Source organism: Mesorhizobium sp. M0991, from assembly GCF_040318915.1.
Classification (GTDB): Bacteria; Pseudomonadota; Alphaproteobacteria; order Rhizobiales; family Rhizobiaceae; genus Mesorhizobium.
This window is the reverse complement of record NZ_JAMYNE010000017.1, coordinates 101,008-121,070: the sequence shown is the minus strand read 5'-3', so window position 1 is coordinate 121,070 and position 20,063 is coordinate 101,008. Positions and strand designations below refer to the sequence as shown.

The 20,063-nt window shown below is 58.2% G+C and carries 18 protein-coding genes; 7 read left to right on the top strand and 11 right to left on the bottom strand.

The features are described from left to right. A complete protein-coding gene (locus tag NKH70_RS23430) occupies positions 1 to 225 on the top strand; it encodes a DUF2274 domain-containing protein (RefSeq protein ID WP_023673788.1) in 225 nt (74 codons plus the stop codon). 44 nt (positions 226 to 269) lie between these two features. On the opposite strand, the gene NKH70_RS23425 is transcribed toward NKH70_RS23430, so the two are convergent. Both NKH70_RS23425 and NKH70_RS23420 read right to left on the bottom strand, forming a co-directional pair. Further along, complete coding sequence (locus tag NKH70_RS23425) at positions 270 to 1,229, bottom strand: LysR family transcriptional regulator (protein ID WP_353026130.1); 960 nt, start codon at positions 1,227 to 1,229, stop codon at positions 270 to 272. Positions 1,230 to 1,240: 11 nt separating this feature from the next. After that, the gene (locus tag NKH70_RS23420; RefSeq protein ID WP_353026128.1) at positions 1,241 to 2,236 is read right to left on the bottom strand and encodes a class I SAM-dependent methyltransferase; all 996 of its coding nucleotides are present in this window, start codon (positions 2,234 to 2,236) and stop codon (positions 1,241 to 1,243) included. A 278-nt stretch (positions 2,237 to 2,514) separates the two neighbouring features. Between NKH70_RS23420 and NKH70_RS23415 the strand changes: the two genes are divergently transcribed. The 3 genes from NKH70_RS23415 to NKH70_RS23405 all read left to right on the top strand — a co-directional run bounded on the left by NKH70_RS23415 (position 2,515) and on the right by NKH70_RS23405 (position 6,117). After that, entirely contained in the window at positions 2,515 to 3,402 is an 888-nt protein-coding gene (locus NKH70_RS23415) for a helix-turn-helix transcriptional regulator (RefSeq protein ID WP_353026126.1), read from the top strand. A gap of 107 nt (positions 3,403 to 3,509) precedes the next feature. Continuing rightward, entirely contained in the window at positions 3,510 to 4,715 is a 1,206-nt protein-coding gene (locus NKH70_RS23410; protein ID WP_353026124.1) for an MFS transporter, read from the top strand. A 1-nt stretch (position 4,716) separates the two neighbouring features. Beyond that, positions 4,717 to 6,117, top strand: a complete 1,401-nt coding sequence (locus tag NKH70_RS23405) for a hypothetical protein (RefSeq protein WP_353026122.1) — start codon at positions 4,717 to 4,719, stop codon at positions 6,115 to 6,117. Positions 6,118 to 6,349: 232 nt separating this feature from the next. Here NKH70_RS23405 and NKH70_RS23400 read toward each other — a convergent pair whose 3' ends face one another. The 9 genes from NKH70_RS23400 to NKH70_RS23360 form a co-directional block, all read right to left on the bottom strand. Beyond that, positions 6,350 to 8,122 carry a CHAT domain-containing protein gene (locus NKH70_RS23400; RefSeq protein ID WP_353026121.1) on the bottom strand — a complete coding sequence of 591 codons (1,773 nt, stop codon included), beginning with the start codon at positions 8,120 to 8,122 and terminating at the stop codon, positions 6,350 to 6,352. A gap of 57 nt (positions 8,123 to 8,179) precedes the next feature. Continuing rightward, positions 8,180 to 10,129 carry a hypothetical protein gene (locus NKH70_RS23395; protein ID WP_353026120.1) on the bottom strand — a complete coding sequence of 650 codons (1,950 nt, stop codon included), beginning with the start codon at positions 10,127 to 10,129 and terminating at the stop codon, positions 8,180 to 8,182. A 456-nt stretch (positions 10,130 to 10,585) separates the two neighbouring features. Continuing rightward, a complete protein-coding gene (locus NKH70_RS23390) occupies positions 10,586 to 10,963 on the bottom strand; it encodes a ubiquitination-like system serine protease family protein (RefSeq protein WP_353026119.1) in 378 nt (125 codons plus the stop codon). A gap of 1 nt (position 10,964) precedes the next feature. Further along, positions 10,965 to 12,386, bottom strand: coding sequence for a ThiF family adenylyltransferase (locus tag NKH70_RS23385; protein ID WP_353026118.1), 1,422 nt, complete (start codon positions 12,384 to 12,386; stop codon positions 10,965 to 10,967). Further along, positions 12,383 to 12,763, bottom strand: coding sequence for an E2/UBC family protein (locus tag NKH70_RS23380; RefSeq protein ID WP_353026116.1), 381 nt, complete (start codon positions 12,761 to 12,763; stop codon positions 12,383 to 12,385). Before NKH70_RS23380 ends, NKH70_RS23385 begins: the two co-directional genes overlap by 4 nt. A 3-nt stretch (positions 12,764 to 12,766) precedes the next feature. Continuing rightward, the gene (locus NKH70_RS23375) at positions 12,767 to 13,015 is read right to left on the bottom strand and encodes a multiubiquitin domain-containing protein (RefSeq protein WP_353026115.1); all 249 of its coding nucleotides are present in this window, start codon (positions 13,013 to 13,015) and stop codon (positions 12,767 to 12,769) included. A gap of 34 nt (positions 13,016 to 13,049) precedes the next feature. Further along, positions 13,050 to 13,277, bottom strand: coding sequence for a DUF2188 domain-containing protein (locus tag NKH70_RS23370; protein WP_353026114.1), 228 nt, complete (start codon positions 13,275 to 13,277; stop codon positions 13,050 to 13,052). A gap of 107 nt (positions 13,278 to 13,384) precedes the next feature. Then, positions 13,385 to 14,113: an ImmA/IrrE family metallo-endopeptidase gene (locus tag NKH70_RS23365; RefSeq protein ID WP_353026113.1), complete on the bottom strand. Its 729-nt coding sequence runs from the start codon at positions 14,111 to 14,113 to the stop codon at positions 13,385 to 13,387. 5 nt (positions 14,114 to 14,118) lie between these two features. Continuing rightward, positions 14,119 to 14,454 (bottom strand): helix-turn-helix domain-containing protein, encoded by a 336-nt coding sequence (locus NKH70_RS23360; protein ID WP_353026112.1) that lies wholly within the window; start codon positions 14,452 to 14,454, stop codon positions 14,119 to 14,121. 308 nt (positions 14,455 to 14,762) lie between these two features. On the opposite strand from NKH70_RS23360, the gene NKH70_RS23355 reads away from it, so the two are divergent. From NKH70_RS23355 to NKH70_RS23345, 3 genes are all read left to right on the top strand, one after another. Continuing rightward, entirely contained in the window at positions 14,763 to 17,705 is a 2,943-nt protein-coding gene (locus NKH70_RS23355) for a class I SAM-dependent DNA methyltransferase (protein ID WP_353026110.1), read from the top strand. A 446-nt stretch (positions 17,706 to 18,151) separates the two neighbouring features. Further along, positions 18,152 to 19,141, top strand: coding sequence for a thymidylate synthase (locus tag NKH70_RS23350; RefSeq protein WP_353026109.1), 990 nt, complete (start codon positions 18,152 to 18,154; stop codon positions 19,139 to 19,141). Further along, the gene (locus NKH70_RS23345) at positions 19,128 to 20,060 is read left to right on the top strand and encodes an alpha-glutamyl/putrescinyl thymine pyrophosphorylase clade 3 protein (RefSeq protein ID WP_353026108.1); all 933 of its coding nucleotides are present in this window, start codon (positions 19,128 to 19,130) and stop codon (positions 20,058 to 20,060) included. The genes NKH70_RS23350 and NKH70_RS23345 overlap by 14 nt, the downstream gene beginning before the upstream one ends. Positions 20,061 to 20,063 lie beyond the last annotated feature (3 nt).

Here is a 20,063-nt window from a genome sequence, read left to right as displayed (position 1 = left end):
ATGGCGAAGCTGAAACTGGGGCCAATTGCCGACGACAAGCCGGTCAAGGTCATGGTGGAGCTTCCCGCGGCATTGCACCGTGACCTGACCGCTTATGCCGAGATACTCGGCCGCGAAGCGGGGCAACGGCCCGCCGATGCGCCGCGCCTCATCGTCGCGATGTTGGAGCGGTTCATTGCGACGGATCGGGGCTTTGCCAGGGCAAAGCGTTCGGAGGGTGGTTGAGGGCCGGACGACCGAAGTCGAACCGCGTTAGTCGCGCCTCCCAGTCATGGCGTGACGTCAGAAATCGCGCCGCGGCGTTCCGTATGTCCGGCATTCACAGGGGTAGCCCCGGGTCGCGTTGCTGTCGCCATGTTTCTTGCGGTCCCAACCAGCCGCAGAAGCGCACGCTTTGGGTTCGATTCCAGCCACACTGCCTTGATCGAACTGAGGCTGCTCTGGCCACTGATCGGTTTCCACACCGTGGCGTCGATGGCGACTGTCCTGGCAAAACCCTCGCCCGCCAGAGTCACGCCTTGACCGAGTTGCACCTTGAGGATGACCGTTGCTTCGCTGGCGCGACATATCTGGACAGTGGGGCCACCATTCGCAGCGATATGCTCCAGCAAACGCAGATCCCGGGAGGATCCGCCTGAAACCAGCAGACACGTACCTGCAAGATCTGCCCATGTAACCGCAGCCCTTTCAGCAAGCGGATGGTAACAGGGCAGGAGAACGAACAAGCGCTCGTGCGCAAATATCTCGCTACGGCATAAAGCGGCGTTCTCAAGCCCATGCGTGAAGACGATGTCAAGGCGCCGGCGGCGTATTGCCGCCAGGCACTGTTCGAGTGGAACGTCTTCGATTGCGACGCACACATCCGGATGCAGACGGCCAAAACGATCGATGAGACGTGCCACGAATGTGCGCCCCATCTGGCCGCATAACCCTATCCTGACCGTTTTGGCATCCTGGTGACCGCGACTACCTCCGGCCAGGGCATCCTGCAAGCCTTCATAATGAGCCCGGACGAGATCGACCCAGGCCCGGCCCGCCTCGGTCAGCCGAACGCCATGGGCGTCGCGGTCAAACAACTGCATGTCCAGCAATTGCTCGAGAGCAACGATGTTGCGGCTGACACAGGATTCCCTCACTTTGAGAACTCTTGCGGCCTGCCTCAGGCTACCATGGTCGACAGCTGCGAAGACATGGTCCAAACGGCGGAACGTGTTGTCGACCTGTCTCAAGGCGCAGGAGCCTATTCCTGCGCGGCGGGGACCCTAACGGGCAGGCTCGGATACAAGCTCGTTTCGTAGACGTACTCGTGCGGAATGGCTGGAGTGGCCATCTGGGAGAGGTATCGGTTTAGATTTTCCTCGCTATTGCTTGCCGCGAGGCTACAGAAATTTCCGCTGTTCCACGTCATGGAGCAGTAGCTGAAATGCGCGCGTATTGCGTCAGCCATCTCTGCCAAGGTCACCTCATTGCCGAACATCGTATCCAGAACGAGGGTCTGCTTCTTCTCGATTTCTTCTGGGGGAAAATAGCGCGCCTTGAAGCCAAAATCCTTCTGGTATTCGCGACGCCTGTAGTCCGGCTCCTCGGTTGCCCGGAACTTCTCGACGAAGACGAAGATTCCGTCCGGCTTGAGGTGCTGGGTCACGAACTCGATCTGTCCCGTTCTGTTGGGCGAGTACATCTGGAAGGTCGTATCTTCGAGAATGATATCGAACCCGTGCGCGAAATTTGCCAGTCGCGGATCCGAGCCCAGGACGTCCTTGGTCAACTTATGGAAGGGGCCGATGAAGAAGTCGGCGTGCAGTGGTTGGCCATAGGCCATGAAGCATTTGTAATTCTCCGCGTTCGGGCTGCACGACAGCGAGCGTACCTTTCCATCGGACAGTTCCGACAGTGTTCTCGCCATCGTGCCTTCCGCTGTTCCAAGGCTGTATAGCGCAAGCGGAGCGCCACGGTGCCGTGCGTATTTCAGCACTGCGTGGGCCATCCGGCACTCTTCCTCCAATCTGTAAGGAATGCTGCCGTGATAGTGCTGGTCGAAAAAACCCTGTCGTGCCGCATGCAGGCTGACCAGGTCGCGCAGCAGGTCATCGCTCGGCAGAAGGCGGGCGTCGGCGACGGGCTTGCGGATTGGCATTCCGCTCTTGCCAGCGGCGGTCGCGGCGAAAAAGCCGGCTAGTCCGTTGATCCGTGGGCCATGGTCGCACTCTGCCAGAAAGTCGTCGAGTCCACGCATCGCAGTATGCCTCCAGCACCGTTCCATTGGTGAGATGCCGATACGTCGATGGGGGAAATTCCACTAAGATAAGTGTGGTCTAATATTTCACCGGTCTCAAGTATTGGCTAAGCCAACTGGTATGGCTGCCGGATACAGGCGGCTTTCACTCGTTTGCCATTTTTTCGCTAAAGTCACATCTTCTACCAATCCAGAGTTATTTGCGTGTTGTTCAGCAACCCATGGTTCGCCACATCATGCGGCGACTGGCCACTCGCCAGTAAGGAGGCTGTGGATACGTGAATACTCTTGCCCTCGACCCGACCCAGAATCGCCGGTCACGGCACCAATCGCTTGACCACAAGTATGAGAGTTGGGGGAACGTGCGGGCGGACGTGGTCAAAAGAACCGGGCTTGAGCGCCAGGAGACAAGACTCCTCCAGCCAAACCATGTGTTCTTGATGAACCTGAAGGGCACGGCGTGCCGCGGAGAAGACATTGTGGACGGGCGCCGGATTGCCTTTTTGCCGCGCCGGGCCGGTTCGACAATCTTCATGCCCGCCGGCAGTGATTGGAATGGGTGGGACGAGGGGGACGCGACCGCTTCCTACCTCCTGGTCTCCATTGAAAAAGGGTTCGCCGACGACGTTTTCACGGGAATGGCTCGCCATCGCGCGGCAGTGCTGCCGCCTTCGATCGGATTTCGGGACGGCACTGTAGAGTTGGCGTTGCACAGGATTGCCTTGGAGCTCAAACAGCCTGACCCCATCAGCGCAACGATGGTGGAGTGCCAGGCCACGCAATTGCTCGGACAAATGTTCAGGTTGAACGGCGTCCATAAGGAACCGGCAAAAGGCGGTCTGTCATCGTTCGATCTCAAGCGCGCGGTGGGAATGATCGAGGCGTTGTCGGACGTCAGACCTACGCTCGCCGATCTGGCAAAAGAAATTGGGGTTAGCCGTTTCCATTTCTGGAGGGCTTTCAAGCAGTCGACAGGCATGACGCCGCACGCATTCATTGCGCAGCGACGGTTGGAGCAGTCCGCGGACATGCTGCGATTGACCAATCTGTCGGCGACGGAAATCGCGATGGAATGTGGTTTCGGCAGCTCGAGCCATTTCACGACCGCCTTTAAGCGGGCTTTCGGCTACGGCCCCACGGAATTTCGTCGTAAGTGCAGAATCTAGGTCGCCGCCTGTCGGTTCTCAGCAAGTATCGGAAATCCCCAACATCACAGTAAAGCAGGCTTGGCGGAAGAAGGTATCCATCGGCGGTCAGCCCGGATACGCCGCTCATGTCAAACCTGATTCGAATTCATCATGGCAAAGGACGGCCCACCCGGGCCAAAACCTGCCTCGGATTCCTGGCCAGCACGCTATCGGCGGCTGTTGCCCGAAACGGCTACTACGTCGCATCCGCCTGGATTCTCGTCGGGCGAGGGTACGGAACTGCCGGCGTGGCGACGTTCCTTGCGATCGCAAGCTTTGTCGAATTCATCGCGAGCCCTTTGGCCGGCGTAGCGGCGGATCGATTTGACAGGCGATGCTTGAACGTTGCGGCAGACCTCAGCCGCTTCCTCGTTATGCTGGCTACCGCTTGCGCGCTCCTCTACATGGACGTGTTTCTGATCATCTGCCTGTCAGCGGCCCTCTTTTCGTTTTGCGACCGTGTCGCGCTAACGAGCTCTCAATCAATGATCCCCGTGATCGCTGACGGCCGCGATCTTGTAGCCACGAATTCCGCCGTCTTCTTCGTCATGCAGTTCGGCAACCTCGGCGCAGCTCTGCTTGCAGGGCCGTTGTTGCATGAACGCTCCCCAGCCCTGCCATTCACCGTTCTTGCTGCCTTCTTCCTGTTTTCAGCGGGCTGCCTGACCATGATGCGGCTGGAACCGGTTTCGCGCGATGTCCGCATCGCCAGAAACTCTGCAGCGCAAATCGATCCGAGCCTGCGTCGTCTCATTGTCGTCTACGCGCTTCTCTACACGAGCGCGGTGCTTGTCAGCGTCATGGGATCTAGCTTCGTCTTCCAGGAGCAGAAGGGTACCGCCGTGGACTTCGGCTACCTCGAGGCTGCATGGTCGGCGGGCTCACTGATCGGCGCGGTCTCTCTATTCCGGATTGAAAGAGCGATGAGTACCCACGCGCGGCATCTCATGCTTTTGGGCTTAACGGCGCTGGTCCTCATGGCGCTGACATCTCTGCGCACGCCTTGGACAGTGATCCTTTTTGCAGCGCTCGGATTTCTATACAATCTTGGACGCGTCAGCGTTGAAGTCACATTGCAGTCGCGTGTGTCGGTTTATCTGTTGGGCCGGGCAAAAGGCATTATGCACAGTGTGGCAGTGGCGCTCGGATTAATCGTCTTCGGCGTCGCCGCCGCTGTAGGAGATCGAGCATTTCCTTCGACGATTTTCTTCAGCTTCGGAGTGGTGCTCCTCATCAGTATTTCGTCTTTGAGCGTCGGTGTAATTCAGACACAAGAAAAAGGTGAATCGTGAGGTGGAAGAGCTAACAGCAGGCGTAGATGCGAAACAGGCAGTCCTGGGGTCGCTGACGGCACTCTACCCCTGGATGAGCCCATACCATTCCCGGCCGATCCGCGATTATGCGTTTCGCCTGTTCGAGGCGCCAGCTTCCAGGTCCGTACCAGAAACCCGGTTTCGCGCCTTCACCAAACTCCTCGACATCATCAGGAAGGCGGCGACACGAAACGGGTTGTCTGCCGATACCGCCTCGGAAATCTGCAGGGATTTCGAAAGGAGCCGCGTGTTGCAGACAGGCCCCCATTTGTTTCTCCTCATGGAGCCGGAAGCCTATTACACGCATATCTTCAGCCTCCTTGGTCTCTCGGCGCATGGTTGTTCGACCTATGTTTCCTACGCCGTTTCAACGGTGAACCTTGTTGAAAAGCCACGGAAGGGGCCAGGCTGGCTCACCGTTGGCGGGACGCCGGTCAACGTCTTTGGTCTAAGCCGAAGCCGGATGATCGGATACAGCCTGCTAGCCGGGCCGGGACCCTATAGGTTCGAGTTGTTGCCGACGGAGCCAAACACTGGGGGAGACGCGCTCACGCTGCTTCGTAGCTTTCTGCCGAAGACGCAATTCGAGCGGCCCGCGCACGCCATCAAGGCAGCCAATCTCAAGCTTTGGCCAAAAATGTTCGGAGGCCGCTTTGCCTTCCTGCAGATCGACGACGAGGATATCGCCGACTTGGTGGCCGACCATCTGTCGGACGAAAATTCCTGGCTACGCATGAGACTGCTGGAAGAACCGAAATTCGCCTCCAATATCCTTGCCGGTCTCGACGGGCTTGCGTCCGGCCCCTGGAGTGGCTGGCTCGCGCGCGGTACTGATTTCTTCTGGTTGTATGAAAATGGAAAACGCCTTCCGCTGCGCCTGGTCGCCGGAGAACTCATCGATCCTGCGACCGGTATGAAGGTGGCCTATTTCACAGCCCCCGACATCCTCGAGCGGCTGGCAAACCGCAGCCTTGTCCCGAATCTCCTGCTGATGTTTCTGGTTTTGTCGATCCTACCCGGCGTGCGCGCGCTTGGAGGCAGCTATCAGCCGATCTACTATCCCCTGATGCGCTACGTCATCTGCCGGGCGCTTGAGGCCGCAGGTGTGGATGAAGATCTTCGGCAGGCTCTCGCAAACGATGACGTACCGGGTGCTTGGGGACATCGGGTAATTGAGTGTGATGATGATCCGCTCGAGCTATTCCTAAATGGCAGGAACGGCGGATCGAGTAATCTTATCGACCGTCTGGGCGACATTTCCTTCGCCGAGGCATGTGGAAGCATGAAAGGCTTCGTGACTGACCCGTCGTGGCATGACCTTCACAGCCGGCTGCGGCAGGGGTTGGTTACGCCGGCCGACGAGGAATGGGCCTTTTCGTGAAATGTTTTATACGCTTCCAGCGCATGTGTACGCCGGATTGCGAATGGCTGCTTCGCGCCTCAAGTCAGCCATCGAGAAAAACTCCGTCGGACCTTGAAAGCGGACATCTATTGAGACCGCCAGAGATAGTCATTGCACTAAACTCCGGCGATATCCGAATGAAAGCGCTCACAAGCCAAAGTTGACACTAGTCGAATCCACATCCCAATCGGATTCGATTTCATCCCGATCCTTAACCCCGATAGCGTCTCAAAGGATCGCCGTAGATGTTCATGGCGAGTGACTTGGCCGGTTCTGCGCCGAGCATCTTCGCAACATACTGGTTGGCGAGAAAGTTTGCTATCGCCAGGGGCTTACCTGCCATCCAATTGTCTAGGAATGTCGGCAGCCATTGGTATGTCACGACGGAATCGAGTGGCCAGGGTGAAGCCACGACCGCGGAACAGCCCTGATCGAGAATTGCTTTCGCCAGACCTGTTGTCGTGACGGCATCCGGAACCTTATCCGCGCGCCCGCCGCTGCAAATGAACAGAACGACGACTCCCACGTTGCGGAGCGCTGCGGCAAGCTCTCTGCCTGTCGCGATAAGGTTGCCCTCATCACTCACCCGTTGAAAAAATCTTCCATCGAGACCAAGACCACCGTGAGCTGTGACGATTACCAGCTCGGATTCGGCAAGATCGCCGGGAATCTCAGCTCCGGTATCGAGTTCAATGCCGTGCTTGTTCAGTGTCTCGCTTACCCGTGTCGCTATCGCGACGAATGTCTGACCAAGTCTCTCCTCTTGCGAGATCCATGCGGTCATTCGGCCGCTCGTTTTGGGGGGATTGTCGCGAGCGGCCTTGAGCCAGGACAGGGAGGGTGCCGAAGCCATCGGCCTGCTTTGACCCGCGAACTCGTCATTGACCCGGATGATGTTGCTAGGAAGTTGTTGCAACTCGGCGTCGGAGACGATCAGCACTGGACCTTCAGGCAAGGCGCTTAGACGAAGCTGCTCCGTGGTTATGTAGAACAGATTTTGCGTCTTCTCGTCGATCCCGTACGTGAACGGGAACTCGTCTTTCCACCTCCGAAAGTCAGCCACCGAGAAGATGTCGGTGGGTTCACTCACAACGCTCTCACGTCCATCCACCCAATCAACCCGCGTCAACCGCTGTTCGGAGTCAATTCCGAGCAGCACTACCGACATACCTTCTGACGATAGGTTTCTGGCGATGTCAGCCGCGTCTCCGATTTTCTGCAGCGCAGGGAGCGGCTTGGATGTGACTTGCCAACCCGGCGGTGGGATGGCTCTGTCGGCCAGCATTTCAATGGCGAAGGCCGATATTGTTGCATCACTCCTCGCAGCCTTCGACGCCAGCAGACGGTGCGCCGCCATCGCGGTGAAACGCGCGTCAAATCCGCCATCATCGGCATAGCGCGCGCTCTCGATGTTTCGGTGCAGTTTGAGAATCCCGTCAGCATCCGGTTCGCTTGATGAGAAGGTGCGAGCCAATTCCGCAACCGGACCGCTAGCCTTTTCCAGTAGCTGGTTGAAGACATCGAAGCTGAGTTTAGGAACATCCACATTCGCCAAGCGCGACCAGAGGATCAGCTGGCCAAGCAAGATCGTGGCGGGATCAACAGCATCGCGATGATCAACCGCTTCCTGCGCACCTTGTGTCGCGCGATCGAGGAGGGTGGGGAGCTTTGAATTCAGGTCCTCACTAGTTCTTGTCGCTTCGGCGACGTCGATGGAGAGCGACATGAAGCGATGTCGATGCGCGTTTGCTTCCCCCAACTCCATGCGCTCCAGGATTTCTCCGCCCTTGGCGTGAATTTGACGGGCGATGGCGACGAGACCGAGGTCCCTCAACAGGCGTACAAGGCCGTTCGTCTCATGCCAGGCTTCCTCGCCGCTCACAGCGGTGTCACCCGCCGCAGCGCATGCGAAAGCAATCAGACTTTCAAGTCTGTTACCCAGCCGTTGATGGATATCCGCCACGGCGAACCAGCTTACACGCATGCGCGCCGGAGAATCCCCACCCATTCGCAAAACCTGTTCGGCCAGGTCGCGGGCGAGCTAAACGCGCCCGGCCGTGGCGAAAGCGCCCGCCGCAACGCGGATCATGGGAAGGTCGTGGTCGCGTGTTTCCGTGTACGGGTTCATTCCGATGCCAAGGCCGAGCCACATCATCATTTGATTGATGTCGGCATCGTCACGAATGCCGCCGCTCAAATGCTGGATCATTCGCATGATGGCGGGCGCCATATCATCAGCGGGTTCGGTTAGCAGCTCTTTCGGAAGCACAATCCTTTCAAGCGCAATCGGCGCTTCCTTCGAAAGCCATTTGAACGCCTCTTTGATTGCGCCCAGCTTCGCGGAAAGCTCTTCGGCGGAGTATCCTTCCCTATGCCCGCTATCAACGAGGTCAAGCGGCCGTCTCATGAAGTCGAGGGCTATTGTCGCGACCAGAGCAACGCCCAAGGTTCCCGTGACGTCGAGCGAAAGCACGTGGGCCAAGCGCGTGCGCGTATGCGCGTCGGTCGTATTTCGAGCTAGATACTCAATAACCTTGGCGATCGCTGATTTGAGTTGTTCGGCAGGTACCCGGAGCTGTCCGGTTGCATCGCGATCCAAGGCCAGATTCTCGACGATGCTAAGAACCAGTCGCGCGGTGATCGGCGAATCAATCGCCCGCCGCGTCGCAATCTCCAGCGCATGCATCGGCAATTGTCGTCGCTGCGCGTCGCGGGTCAGGATCGCATTGACCTGTTGAAGTTGATCCTCATAGCGTTTCGACAAACTCGCTTCGATTCCGGCGTAGTCGGGGACACCTTGTTTCGGCAGCAATGCAGAAAGTTCCTTGAAAAGGTCGCGCGTCCGCGTCTCCCCTTGGCGCTCGGCCAATGCGGCGAGACCGTCATAATCCCCCGCGCGGCCCAAAAGTCGCCAGTTTCTTCCCACAAGCACAGAATGGTCCGGGAACAGTTTTTCAAGACGCGCCGCTGCTCGCGCTTCGATCTCTGGCTCCGAAATATTGGAGGCGGTGTCAACGGCCAGGGCAAGCCCCTCGACATTGCTCATCGTATCGATGGCCGGTCTGAGAAATCGCGCCGCCAAGAAGGTCGCGCCGGCATCCGATGCGATGCGGGCCAACTTGGTCAGGACAAGCGGCGCGCTCGAATTAATCGGGAACCTCTCTATTTCCTCGAGCGCTTGGCCGTGCAAGCCACCGCGATGAAACACCTGAATGCGCAGGAACGTTTTTTCGTCCGCCCCCGAAGTCAGCTCGTCGATGTCTCGTATGACAATCCCGATACGTCCCGAGGCAAGAAGCTGATCCCAGCGATCGAGGTGGTCGCCAAGGATTGCGTCCATGTCACCCACCATTTCACCTGCCACGAAGCCTACATCGTCCAGCGATTTCAGGATTTCAATATTTGCAGGCCGTCTGGGTACTAGCTCGCCCGTGTCGAGCACGACGTAGGCATTTCTCCCGCGTGTGGCAGCCAGCACTTCCGCGCACAGGGAATGAACCTGTGGCACCCAAAAATCCTCGCGCAGGCTCGGCTTGTCTGGTTCCAACTTGCCATCGGCGTTTCTAAAGACAGCCGCGTCATGAATAATGATCGCGCTTTTCTCCGGAACGTCCTTGACCTCGGCTATGACCGAGGCCGACCGAAGGTCGGACAATTCGATGAACCGGAATCGCTCACTCGCTTGTGCAGAGGCAGGCGGGCGTAATTCGCCTTTTGCCACCCCGTCGTTCAGCTTCGCCTCCAGGCGTTTCAGTTCAGACGCCGAACCCGGCGGCGCTATGACCACTATCTGGCTGAGCGGTGATTGTCCGCCATCGACGTGGAAAGAAAGAAGAAGGAGTATGAGCTCTCCGACACGGGCAGGTATCGAACCGCCGCCGATGCAGAATATATCGCCTCCGCCAAAACCCAAGTAGTTCTCGCGATAGTACGCCTCCAGGGTTAAGCCGGCGGATTCGGTCTTCTCTCGATCTGGTTCTTGCTCTGCCATTCCCACCCGTTTCCTTCACCCTGTGCATGACGATTGTGCGCCGTCCAGTTGTAGAGCTGCAAGTCATTCAAGGGGTATGCTATTTTCCGGATTCTTCCCCAATGACACACACACCGAGTACGCCCGAGTACGCGCAAGTCGTGTGCTGTAATACAGCACCGCCTTGGCAGGGAGCCCGCTGCGCGCTCCCGTGCACCCTCCGGCCGTGGCGCCTGATCCGGCATCGAACCGGAAAATGCGCCATCAAGCGTATCGCAGCTTGACCACTCGCCGGACTTGGAGACTTCCCTCTCCACGGGCACCTATCCATGGACGAACGGATGTCCGTTCGATCGCCAGCTAAGGGAGCCTTCACGCTCCCCAAGCATCCCCATGATCGGCGTCTTGCCGCTGAACCACGCGCCGGGAGATTTCGCTCTCCCGGCACCCATCGAGGCCCGGACGCCATTCGGAGTCTTATCGATGGTGCGCGGTGGGCTTGCCAGAATCCGCACACCAATCGACTTGGCCGCCGCGTATCCAGAAATGCGCGTGCGACCCCGCCATCTGCCAGACGGACGGTTGAATGGTCGGCCGGTCGGCCCAATCGCGCGTGAGCCGCCAATGCGGTCGCCGACTGGTCATCAAAGAAAGCTGGATGACCTCCATCGGGTCGGCCGGACAAAGGAAATACGCCCATTTCATATGTCCGCCGCTCGTCACGACATAAACGCGCCCCGGCTTCATGGCGCTCTCGTCGGGATGATCGCTCACGATAAGGACCGTGAAATCGGGCCTGCGCGCGAGGCCTAACGCGACGAGGAGCCAGAGCAAGATTGAGCGAAGCATCACCATCTCACCCCGCCCGGCCTAGGAACGGATCTTCATCGCCTCGTCCCCAGATCGCCGATGAGGAGCAAACTGGGCAGCCCTCGCGGGGGCGATGACCGGGATGCCGGTCTTCTCCGAGATGAAATTTACGCACGCGATTGGCGGCAGATCCTCCCGCGCCCCGGAAACCTTGCAGCCGGTGGATCATCTCGTTCACCGCCATGCAGGCAAGTTCCGTCGTGAACGTGACGACCGCCGGTGCGGGATTTCCTTCGCCGGCGACATACGCCTCGATCTTGCGACGCTCGTACTCCTCGGGATTGGTACGGCGAAGCGCCTCCGCGCTGGCGATCACTGGCCGGATTACATCCCGGCAGATCAGGCAGGTATGGCCTGGAAAGAGAACGCTCACGCGGCCATCGAGCGCGTGGATCGTCGGTATGTCATCGTCGCCGACATCGATGGACAGCCCCATGTCGATGACGGGTATAAGATAATAGTAGGCGAGGCGGTTCAGAAACAGCCTGCCATCGTGATCGTCAGTGGCGCCGAAAATGACATCGCACGATCTGAGAGCGTCGCGGCATCCAGGATCACCGACCCAGGCTTCCATGGGGATAACCCGAACGCCAAGCGCCATCCGCGCGATTTCGCGCGCGACAACCTCGACCTTTGGCGTCATCGCATCCGCGTCGGCTTGTGTCGAGCCGTGCAACCTGTTCAGGTTCGTGCGATCAACGATGTCGTTGTCGATCAGTACGATTTGACCGACGCCAAGGCGCGCGAGCAGCATGGCGGTGGCGCTTCCGGTTCCGCCGCAGCCGACGACGCCGACCCGCATGGAACGCAAGTCGGCGTTCAGCGCGTTGCCGAACGCGAGCGCCTGGCGCTGGAAGGCGGTGGGAGTTTCGCCTTTTCCTCTGCCCGGATAATGAAATCCCATCCTATCGCCGATCACGCGTATCGATCTTAGAGGGACGAAGGCACCCGGCGTGGGGGCCAGCCACATACGTCCCGCGAACTTCCCGTCAGTCGTCAACAGCAAACTGAAGAATCTCGATTGCGATCCGTTCCGATTGACGGCGATACGCATAAGGTCGGGCTCGTTCGCGTCGTCTTGCTCCGAGAACCAGTCCATCCCCGCCGGATGATTGTGAATGATCCCGACCACGTATCCTTCCGCCTCCGCCTCCTTGAGAAGGCGAACGAAGGAGGCGGTCTGCCATGAGATGATCATGGGTGTTGATTCAATGATATGCTCGTCTGGAACGGGAACAATCCTTACGACAAGCATCCGTTCATGCGCCTCGCCATCCCACGGATCGCGCCGGACCCGCGAAGGCCGGCACACCACGTAGGCGGCATGTTCGTGACCGTTTGGCCGGAGCAGGTGATCGTGCAATTCGCGCGAATGCGTCTCCGTCATAGTGAGGCTGAACGTCGTCATGCCGCCCTCGCCAACGCGTCCTCGACGCGCTTGAGCATCGTCCAGATGCCGTCGATGCCGGGGCGCCATTCGCTGTTGTGACGCGACCAGCGCTGCCAGTTCTGCCCCTTGAACATCACCGGCTGATCCGCCGCGTTCGGATATTTTCCGGCTGGAACGAGCCGGACCCAGGGCATGAGATGGAACATATCAGGGGCCACGTCCGGATAGGCCGGTGGCAGTATGATGAGAATGTCAGCCACCGGCGCGTCGAAACGTCCCGACGGCAACGGAACGGATTTTAGGATGATGGCTTTCTGCCCGCCATCTTGCACTTCCTCGAAGGTAACGCTCTTCGATTCCAGATATTCACGATCGGGCGAGGGCAGAAAGCTCATGGGTCAGCCCTCCGTCGTCGTCTTCTTGCCGGTGAAGAACTTTTCGGTGCCCCTCTCGCGCAGATCGACCTTGCGTTCGTCCGCCACGAGAACATCCTCGGGGCCGGGCACGTCCTGCCACGCGTCGAACGTGGCCTGATCGACGCCGGCGAGCCGCTTGATCTCGGATCCCGTGATGAATGGCTCGTGCCAATCATGCGGCCGGCGATCGACGATGATTTTGTAGGTCTCCTTCTTTTTCTCCTCGGACATGACGTTGCTCCTTTCTAAGGGCTGGTTGGTTCGTTCAGTTCTTTGGGGGATAGGGGTCGTTGCCGTGGCTGTCGCGCTCCCGGATGCGGCCATCGCGGCCATGCACGAGCAACTCGCTATTCTGGTTGCGCGCGACATCACGGGCGCGATCGATCGCCTCGCGCTGCGTGTCATGAAGCGACGAGGCACGGTCCGACCCGGCCGGCTTCACGGCCCAGCCGCGAGGGTGAGGGACAACATGCTGGTTGCGGTTCTTGGTCATCATCAATCTCCTTTCCGGTGAGCGACGCTTATCCGCCGATCTGCTAAAAAGCGTAGTCTCAGACATGCCGCCGAGTCAAGTGGCATGTCGAAGCTGTCCACGGACGTCTAGCGGGCTTTGTCGAACAGCGAGGGGCCGGCGCTTGCGGGCCCAAGGATTCCAAGCTTTAGGAGTCGGATGCGAGCGGCATCGCCCGATACTTGAAAGGCACTCTTGAGGATCTCGATCAGAGCGCGACCGTGCGCATCATACTGGCCGATGACGCCAAAAAGCCCGTGCGATTCGCAGTAGGCGCGGACGATCGCGCGGACGCGGCTGAGCGGCATGAGCAGCGCGCCGCAGACATAGCCCGCCTGCCATTCCATCCAATCCGTCTGCGCCGCGTCAAGCATACGGTCGCGATAACATATCTGTATGTTGGCATTGGGATTGCGCCGGAGCAGGTCCGGCCCAGGCGGTTCCGCCTCCCAAAGATAGGCATGGAACCGAACATGACCGTATTCATGAGCAAGCGTCGTCCGGAGCCGGTTCTCCCGATGCTCGTCCAGTTGCAATTTGTCGGAAATCAGCACGCGCGGCTTACGCCCCGGCTGAAAGATCGTGGCGCCTTCGACATTCGCCCCGTACCTGGAAAGATCGGCATAGGCATCGAGCGATTCCGTATCGCGTTCTATCAAGATAGTCAGGTCTTCCGTCGAAACCGGAAACTCCGCCCTGCCATGACGACCCTTGAGAAACGTCGCGATAATGGTCTCGCACTCCCGGTCCAACTCCTCCGGCTTGTAGTGCGGCCGCTGCGAGAAGCGTCCAGTCTTGTCGGCGACATATTTGACCATCGAAGCTAACCGCCCTTTCCCCTTCCGGGTCCGCCGCGAAATGCGACCATGAGATCGGACACTTGTTTCTGGGAAAGTCCCTTGTCGCGAACGTCGCTCGGAAACCGCCCCGCGAGATAGTATAGCCAGTCTTGGTTTATCCCGAGCGCTTCGGCGAATTGTTGCACCATTCTGTCCGAGGAAGGGCTGCGCCGATCGTGCTCAATGTCGTTAAGATATTGAGGCGAGATGGCATCGCCATCCTCGCGCAAAACCCGTGACGCAAGGTCCTTCAAGCTCCACCCCTTTGCCTTTCGGGCTTCGGCTATTGCTCCGCCAAAGGTCTTGTCGTCCGACGCCATCATACTTCCTTTCGTAACGCTAATACGCTGATTAGCGTAACGTCGTTCTTGAATCTGGTCAAGTTTGTGGACTGTCGATCTATGAGTCCGCTATCGAAGATCCGAGACCCCAAGCTTTCGGCGGCGGGTTCAACCGATCGCTGCAACACACTCAGCGACCTTCTCGCAAGCTGCCGTCAGTTTATGGTGGCACTGTTGGCTGTATCATTGGCGAAGGGGTATGTGATTGCTTTGCCGTTCAGAATGGCTACTAGCTTGCCGGACGCTCGGCTAATCGCCCATGCCGGAATCGCTGATGAGAGCCTCTAATGACCCCGCACGAATTCCTCATGAAATGGCGCAATGTCGAGTTGAAGGAACGCTCCGCCTCGCAGAGCCATTTCAACGATCTGTGCGCGCTTTTAGGAGTGCTTGATCCGGTCTCCGCCGATCCCACCGGAGAATGGTTCACCTTCGAGAAGGGCGCGAGTAAGACAAGCGGCGGTGAAGGCTGGGCCGATGTATGGCGTAGGGGGCATTTTGGCTGGGAGTATAAGGGTCGGCATGCCAATCTCGACAAGGCATATAACCAGCTGCTGCAATATTCGGTCGCGCTGGAAAATCCGCCGCTTCTGATCGTATCCGACATGGCCCGGATAATCATCCGGACCAACTGGACCAATAGCGTACAGGAGAAGCACGAATTCGCGCTCGATGATCTGATTGATGGCGCCGTGCGAGACCGGCTGAAAGCGGTTTTCCTCGATCCTGATACCTTCAAACCGAAAAAGTCTCGGCAGGAATTGACCGAGGAAACCGCCGGAGAATTTGCGGAGCTGGCGCAGCGCTTGCGGGACCGTGGCCACGAAGCGCATCAGGTAGCGCATTTCGTCATCCAACTGGTATTCTGCATGTTCGCGGAGGATGTCGGCTTGCTGCCCGACAATCTGTTCACGAAAATGCTGGAGGTGAGCCGGAACAACCCGACGGAATTAGCCGAAAATGCGTCGACTCTGTTTGGCGCGATGGCACACAAAGGTGGCAAGGTCGGCTTCACGGTGATCGATTGGTTTAACGGCGGCCTCTTCAAGGACAACCATGTCCTACCGGTGACCGCCGATGACATCGTCAAATTGCTCGTGGCTGCCGGACGTGACTGGTCGCAGATCGACCCATCACTTCTCGGTACGCTGTTCGAGCGTGGGCTGGATCCCGCCAAACGCAGCCAGTTGGGCGCGCATTATACCGACCGTGACAAGATCATGATGATCATCCGGCCGACGATCATCGAACCACTCGAAGCCGAATGGGCTGAGGCGCTGGCGAAGATGACCGCGCTGGTCGAGTACGCCCCACGTCAGACGAAAGACAAGCTGTTACGAGGCTCAGACCTTGCTAAACGCACAAGGGCAATCACTGAAGCGGAAACAATCCACAACGCTTTCATTGAGCGACTGGCGAACTTCCGTATACTCGATCCCGCTTGCGGTTCGGGCAACTTCCTGTACGTCGCGCTGCGGTCGCTCAAGGACATAGAGCATCGCGCCAATCTCGACGCCGAAGCTCTCGGCCTCCCACGCGGCTTTCCGCGTGTAGGACCAGAATGCGTGCTTGGAATTGAACTCAACCCCTATGCAGCGGAATTGGCGCGCGTTTCAGTCTGGATTGGCGAAATTCAGTGGATGCGGCGCAATGGCTTCGACGCTGCGAAGAACCCGATCTTGCGGCCCTTGGAGACAATCGAGTGTCGAGACGCGCTCGTAGATTATGATCCCGAACGGGGCGATTGGGTGGAGTCGGTGTGGCCAATGGTAGATGTGATCGTTGGCAATCCGCCGTTTCTCGGCGGGAAAAGCATGAGGCGTAACCTCGGGGACAAGGCCACCGAAACTATCCGTCGTGTCTATTCCGGGAGGATCGCTCCATTCTCTGACCTAGTTTGCTACTGGTTTGAGAAGTCGCGCGCGATGATTGTCGAGGGGAGACTGCGCCGTTGCGGCTTGGTCTCTACAAAGGCAATCGCAAAGAACGCCAATCTTCCAGTGTTAATACGATTGAGCGCTGACACTAGAATCGTTGATGCTTGGCAGAATGAGCCGTGGGTGGTTAACGGGGCAGCGGTCAGGGTGTCCGTTGTCTGCTTTGCTGGCAAAGATGAGCCTATCGGGCGCATCAGCCTAAATGGATCTCAAGTCGAGCGCATCAACCCGAATCTTACCTCTGGTCTTAATACAAGCAGCGTCAAACGACTTGGGCAAAATACTGGTTCGGTCTTTATCGGCGTGCAACTTAGCGGACCTCTCACCGTCACTCGTGAGCAGGCGGCGACATGGTTGAAATCGCCGACGAACCCCAACGGAAGGCGCAATTCGGAGATTCTTTCAGCTTATGCCTCAACCGACGACGTCGTTGGTCGTCCCACGGAAGAGTTTCTCATCGATTTCCCTGTAGGGATTAACAAAACGTCGGCAAGCGAATTCGAGCTGCCCTTCGAATACCTTCACCGCGCGCAATATGATCCCCACAGGGATGGGGAGCCAGTCAGCTTTACAAACTACCGCGCCTCTACATCCGGTCAAAACCCCTCCTGGTGGGAACCTCACAGATCGCGGCCAGCAATGAGGGCAGCCCTTCGGACGGTTGGAAGCTACTTGGTCACGGCCGAGACTACGGAGCACCGAGTGTTTCGGTTCCTTCCCTCGACTATGATTCCAGATAAGACTCTTTATGCCTTCCCGTATGCAGGTTTGACTGGATTTGGTATTTTGCAAAGCTATATTCACGAAGCGTGGTCCACATATTTTGGCAATCGCATCGGTGCTGGAAATCAGCGTCGATACAATGCCTCGTTTGTTTACCTGACCTTCCCTTTCCCCGAAGGGCTGACCCCTGATATCCCCCCTGCCAATTATGCGGATGACCCTCGCGCACATGCGATCACGACGGCGGCTTCACGACTTGATGAATTGCGCGAGAACTGGCTCAATCCAGCCGACCTGATCGTGCGCGAGCCGGACGTCGTGCCCGGCTACCCCGACCGCATCCTGCCGAGGGACGAGCGCGCTGCGAAGGAACTGAAGCAACGCACCTTGACCGACCTCTACAACGCACGGCCCCAGTGGTTGGCGAACGCTCACGCCGAACTCGATGAGGTGGTGGCCGAAGCTTATGGCTGGGGCGACGACTGGCGCGCCGGGTTGCTGACCGACGAAGAAATAGTGGCCCGCCTGTTTGGCCTCAATCAACAACGCTCTTCCGCACCATCAATCTGAATTGAATGTCAGCTTTCCGATCTGATCACCTAAACCTGCCGGTCCGCAAACGGCCCAAAGGCTGCCGGGCGGCAATGCGCCTCATATCGGCGGTTCGGACCCTCTTTGCCTTCGCATAAAAGCGGACGGTCGCGGGCAAAGCGGATGGCGGTAATGCAACCCTTTTTCAGCCATCACAAGGCGCCAGTCGATCTCAAAAAAGTGGTCGTTCATGTGGGGCCTATTCAAGGGCGCAACCCCAAAAGGGAAGTAGGTTCGGCTCGCTGCCTTATCGGTTAGTTTCTCGCAGCCGAACTTCTGCGCCGTTACGACAGGGCGCCCATCTCTTTCGGTTCCCGAGCCGCTTGCCCCAGGTGCGAGAAAAGCCCGAAGCTCCGCTCCGGGAGTATTTTACTTGCCGAAATCCAGTCATAACATGTGCCGCAGAGGTAGATTCGGGGGACGGCATGTATCTGTGTGGTGAAGGCATTGATGAGATACTGATAGAACTGTACCCGATCCTTCTCGCGGAGGGAGCCGCGAATGTCGGCACCCGCGGCCAAATGCGAGAAAGGCTTGGGGTGTCGTTCCGAATGACTAACCCCAGAGCTCGGATCAGTCGATCACAGGACCGTGGCAAGCCTTTCAGCGCCTTGGGGGAACTGCTTTGGTATCTCGGAGGCCTCGATACTCTCGAGTTCATCAAGGAATACATCCCGGATTACGCCAAGGATGCCGAAGATGGCATCCTCGCTGGCGCCTACGGTCCGCGGATCCATGCGATGCGCGGAAGCATCAACCAGCTTGAGAATGTCACCAGGCTTCTGAAAGAGAAATCCACGTCCAAGCGCGCTGTGATCCAACTTTACGATGCTGCGGACATCGCGGTCCATCACGAGGAGATTCCGTGCACGACTGCACTGCAATTCGTAGCGCGCGACGGCCGTCTTCACATGTCCACCACGATGCGGTCGAACGACGCGTACAAGGGCCTGCCGCATGACGTGTTCTGCTTCACTATGCTCCAGGAGATGATGGCAACTCGCCTTGACCTCGATCCGGGGGATTACCTTCACTACGCCACCAGCATGCACGTTTACGACGGCTCGATCGAGCCGATGAAGAATTACGTGAATGAAGGACATCAGAAGACCGTGCAAATGCCCGCGATGCCTTCCGGAGACGCATTCTCGATTACCGACGCCCTGTTGCAGGCTGAGGGGGAGATCCGGGCAGAAAAGAAAATTCGGGCCGAAGACTTTGCGAGAGAACCATATTGGGCTGACATCATTCGCCTTCTCCAGGTGTTCTGGGCTACTAAACGGCGGGGTGCACCAGGATTCGAAGGTCTCGACGAGTTGAAGGCCGAGTTTCATGACGAGGTTTATCGAACATATCTCGAGCGAAGGCTGAAGACCCGAGTCCTGCGAGATACCAAAACAAATGGAGCTGCCTGAAATGTGGCCGACCAGGCAGCTGCAGCATGCGCAGATCTCTAGCGCCCTTCAGACCTTCTCCGCCAGCGTTCGTAATCTACCAGGTGCCTCGGGGAACCTAGCGCGCGACACACTCGCGATGCAGCTCGTCGCGAGCCTAAGACGCGAAGATTACTACAGGCGAGTACAGGAAAGGCCCGTCACTGCTAGGAGAGCAGATCCCAATTCGGGCACGTTCGATGCCGAGCGCGCGGTTGCATATCATATGCAGAACGGCAACGTTGAAGAGGCCGCATGGCTTGTGTTCCTCATGACGCATTTCGCTCGACCTGCGTCTTCCGGATGGCTTCGACTGCAGCAGGTATACGGCCGCCTCGGGGCTGGGGTGTGGGACTGGCAGACTGTTTCGAACAACCCACAGGCAATGATCTCATGGCTCGCCGCGAATTGGATGAACATCGGGGGAAAATTCGGCAATCACCGTAAGTACGAGAGTCTGCGGCCGAATTCCAACAGGAGCTTCGGCGACGTCCTGCTCAGCTACGTCGGTTGGATAGGGCCCACGGGACATCAAGCGTTCTTCGCTGCAAAGATCCAGCAAACAGGCAACAATCCCGCAACGATCTTCGATGCTCTTTATCGGAGCATGAGCGTGAAGACCTTTGGGCGCCTTGCGAAGTTCGATTACCTTGCGCTGATCGGGCGATACGGTATCGCTCCGATCGAGCCAGGATCCGCCTACTTCAAGGGCGCCACGGGTCCCGCTTCCGGCGCACGCCTCCTGTTCACAGGTTCACGCACTGGCGCGGCGACGGAAGCTCAGCTTCAGAGCTGGGTGGATGAGTTGGATGCACACCTTCACGTAGGAATGGCCGTGATGGAGGATGCCTTGTGCAACTGGCAGAAGACCCCGACCGCATTCGTCCACTTCAAAGGATAGCGA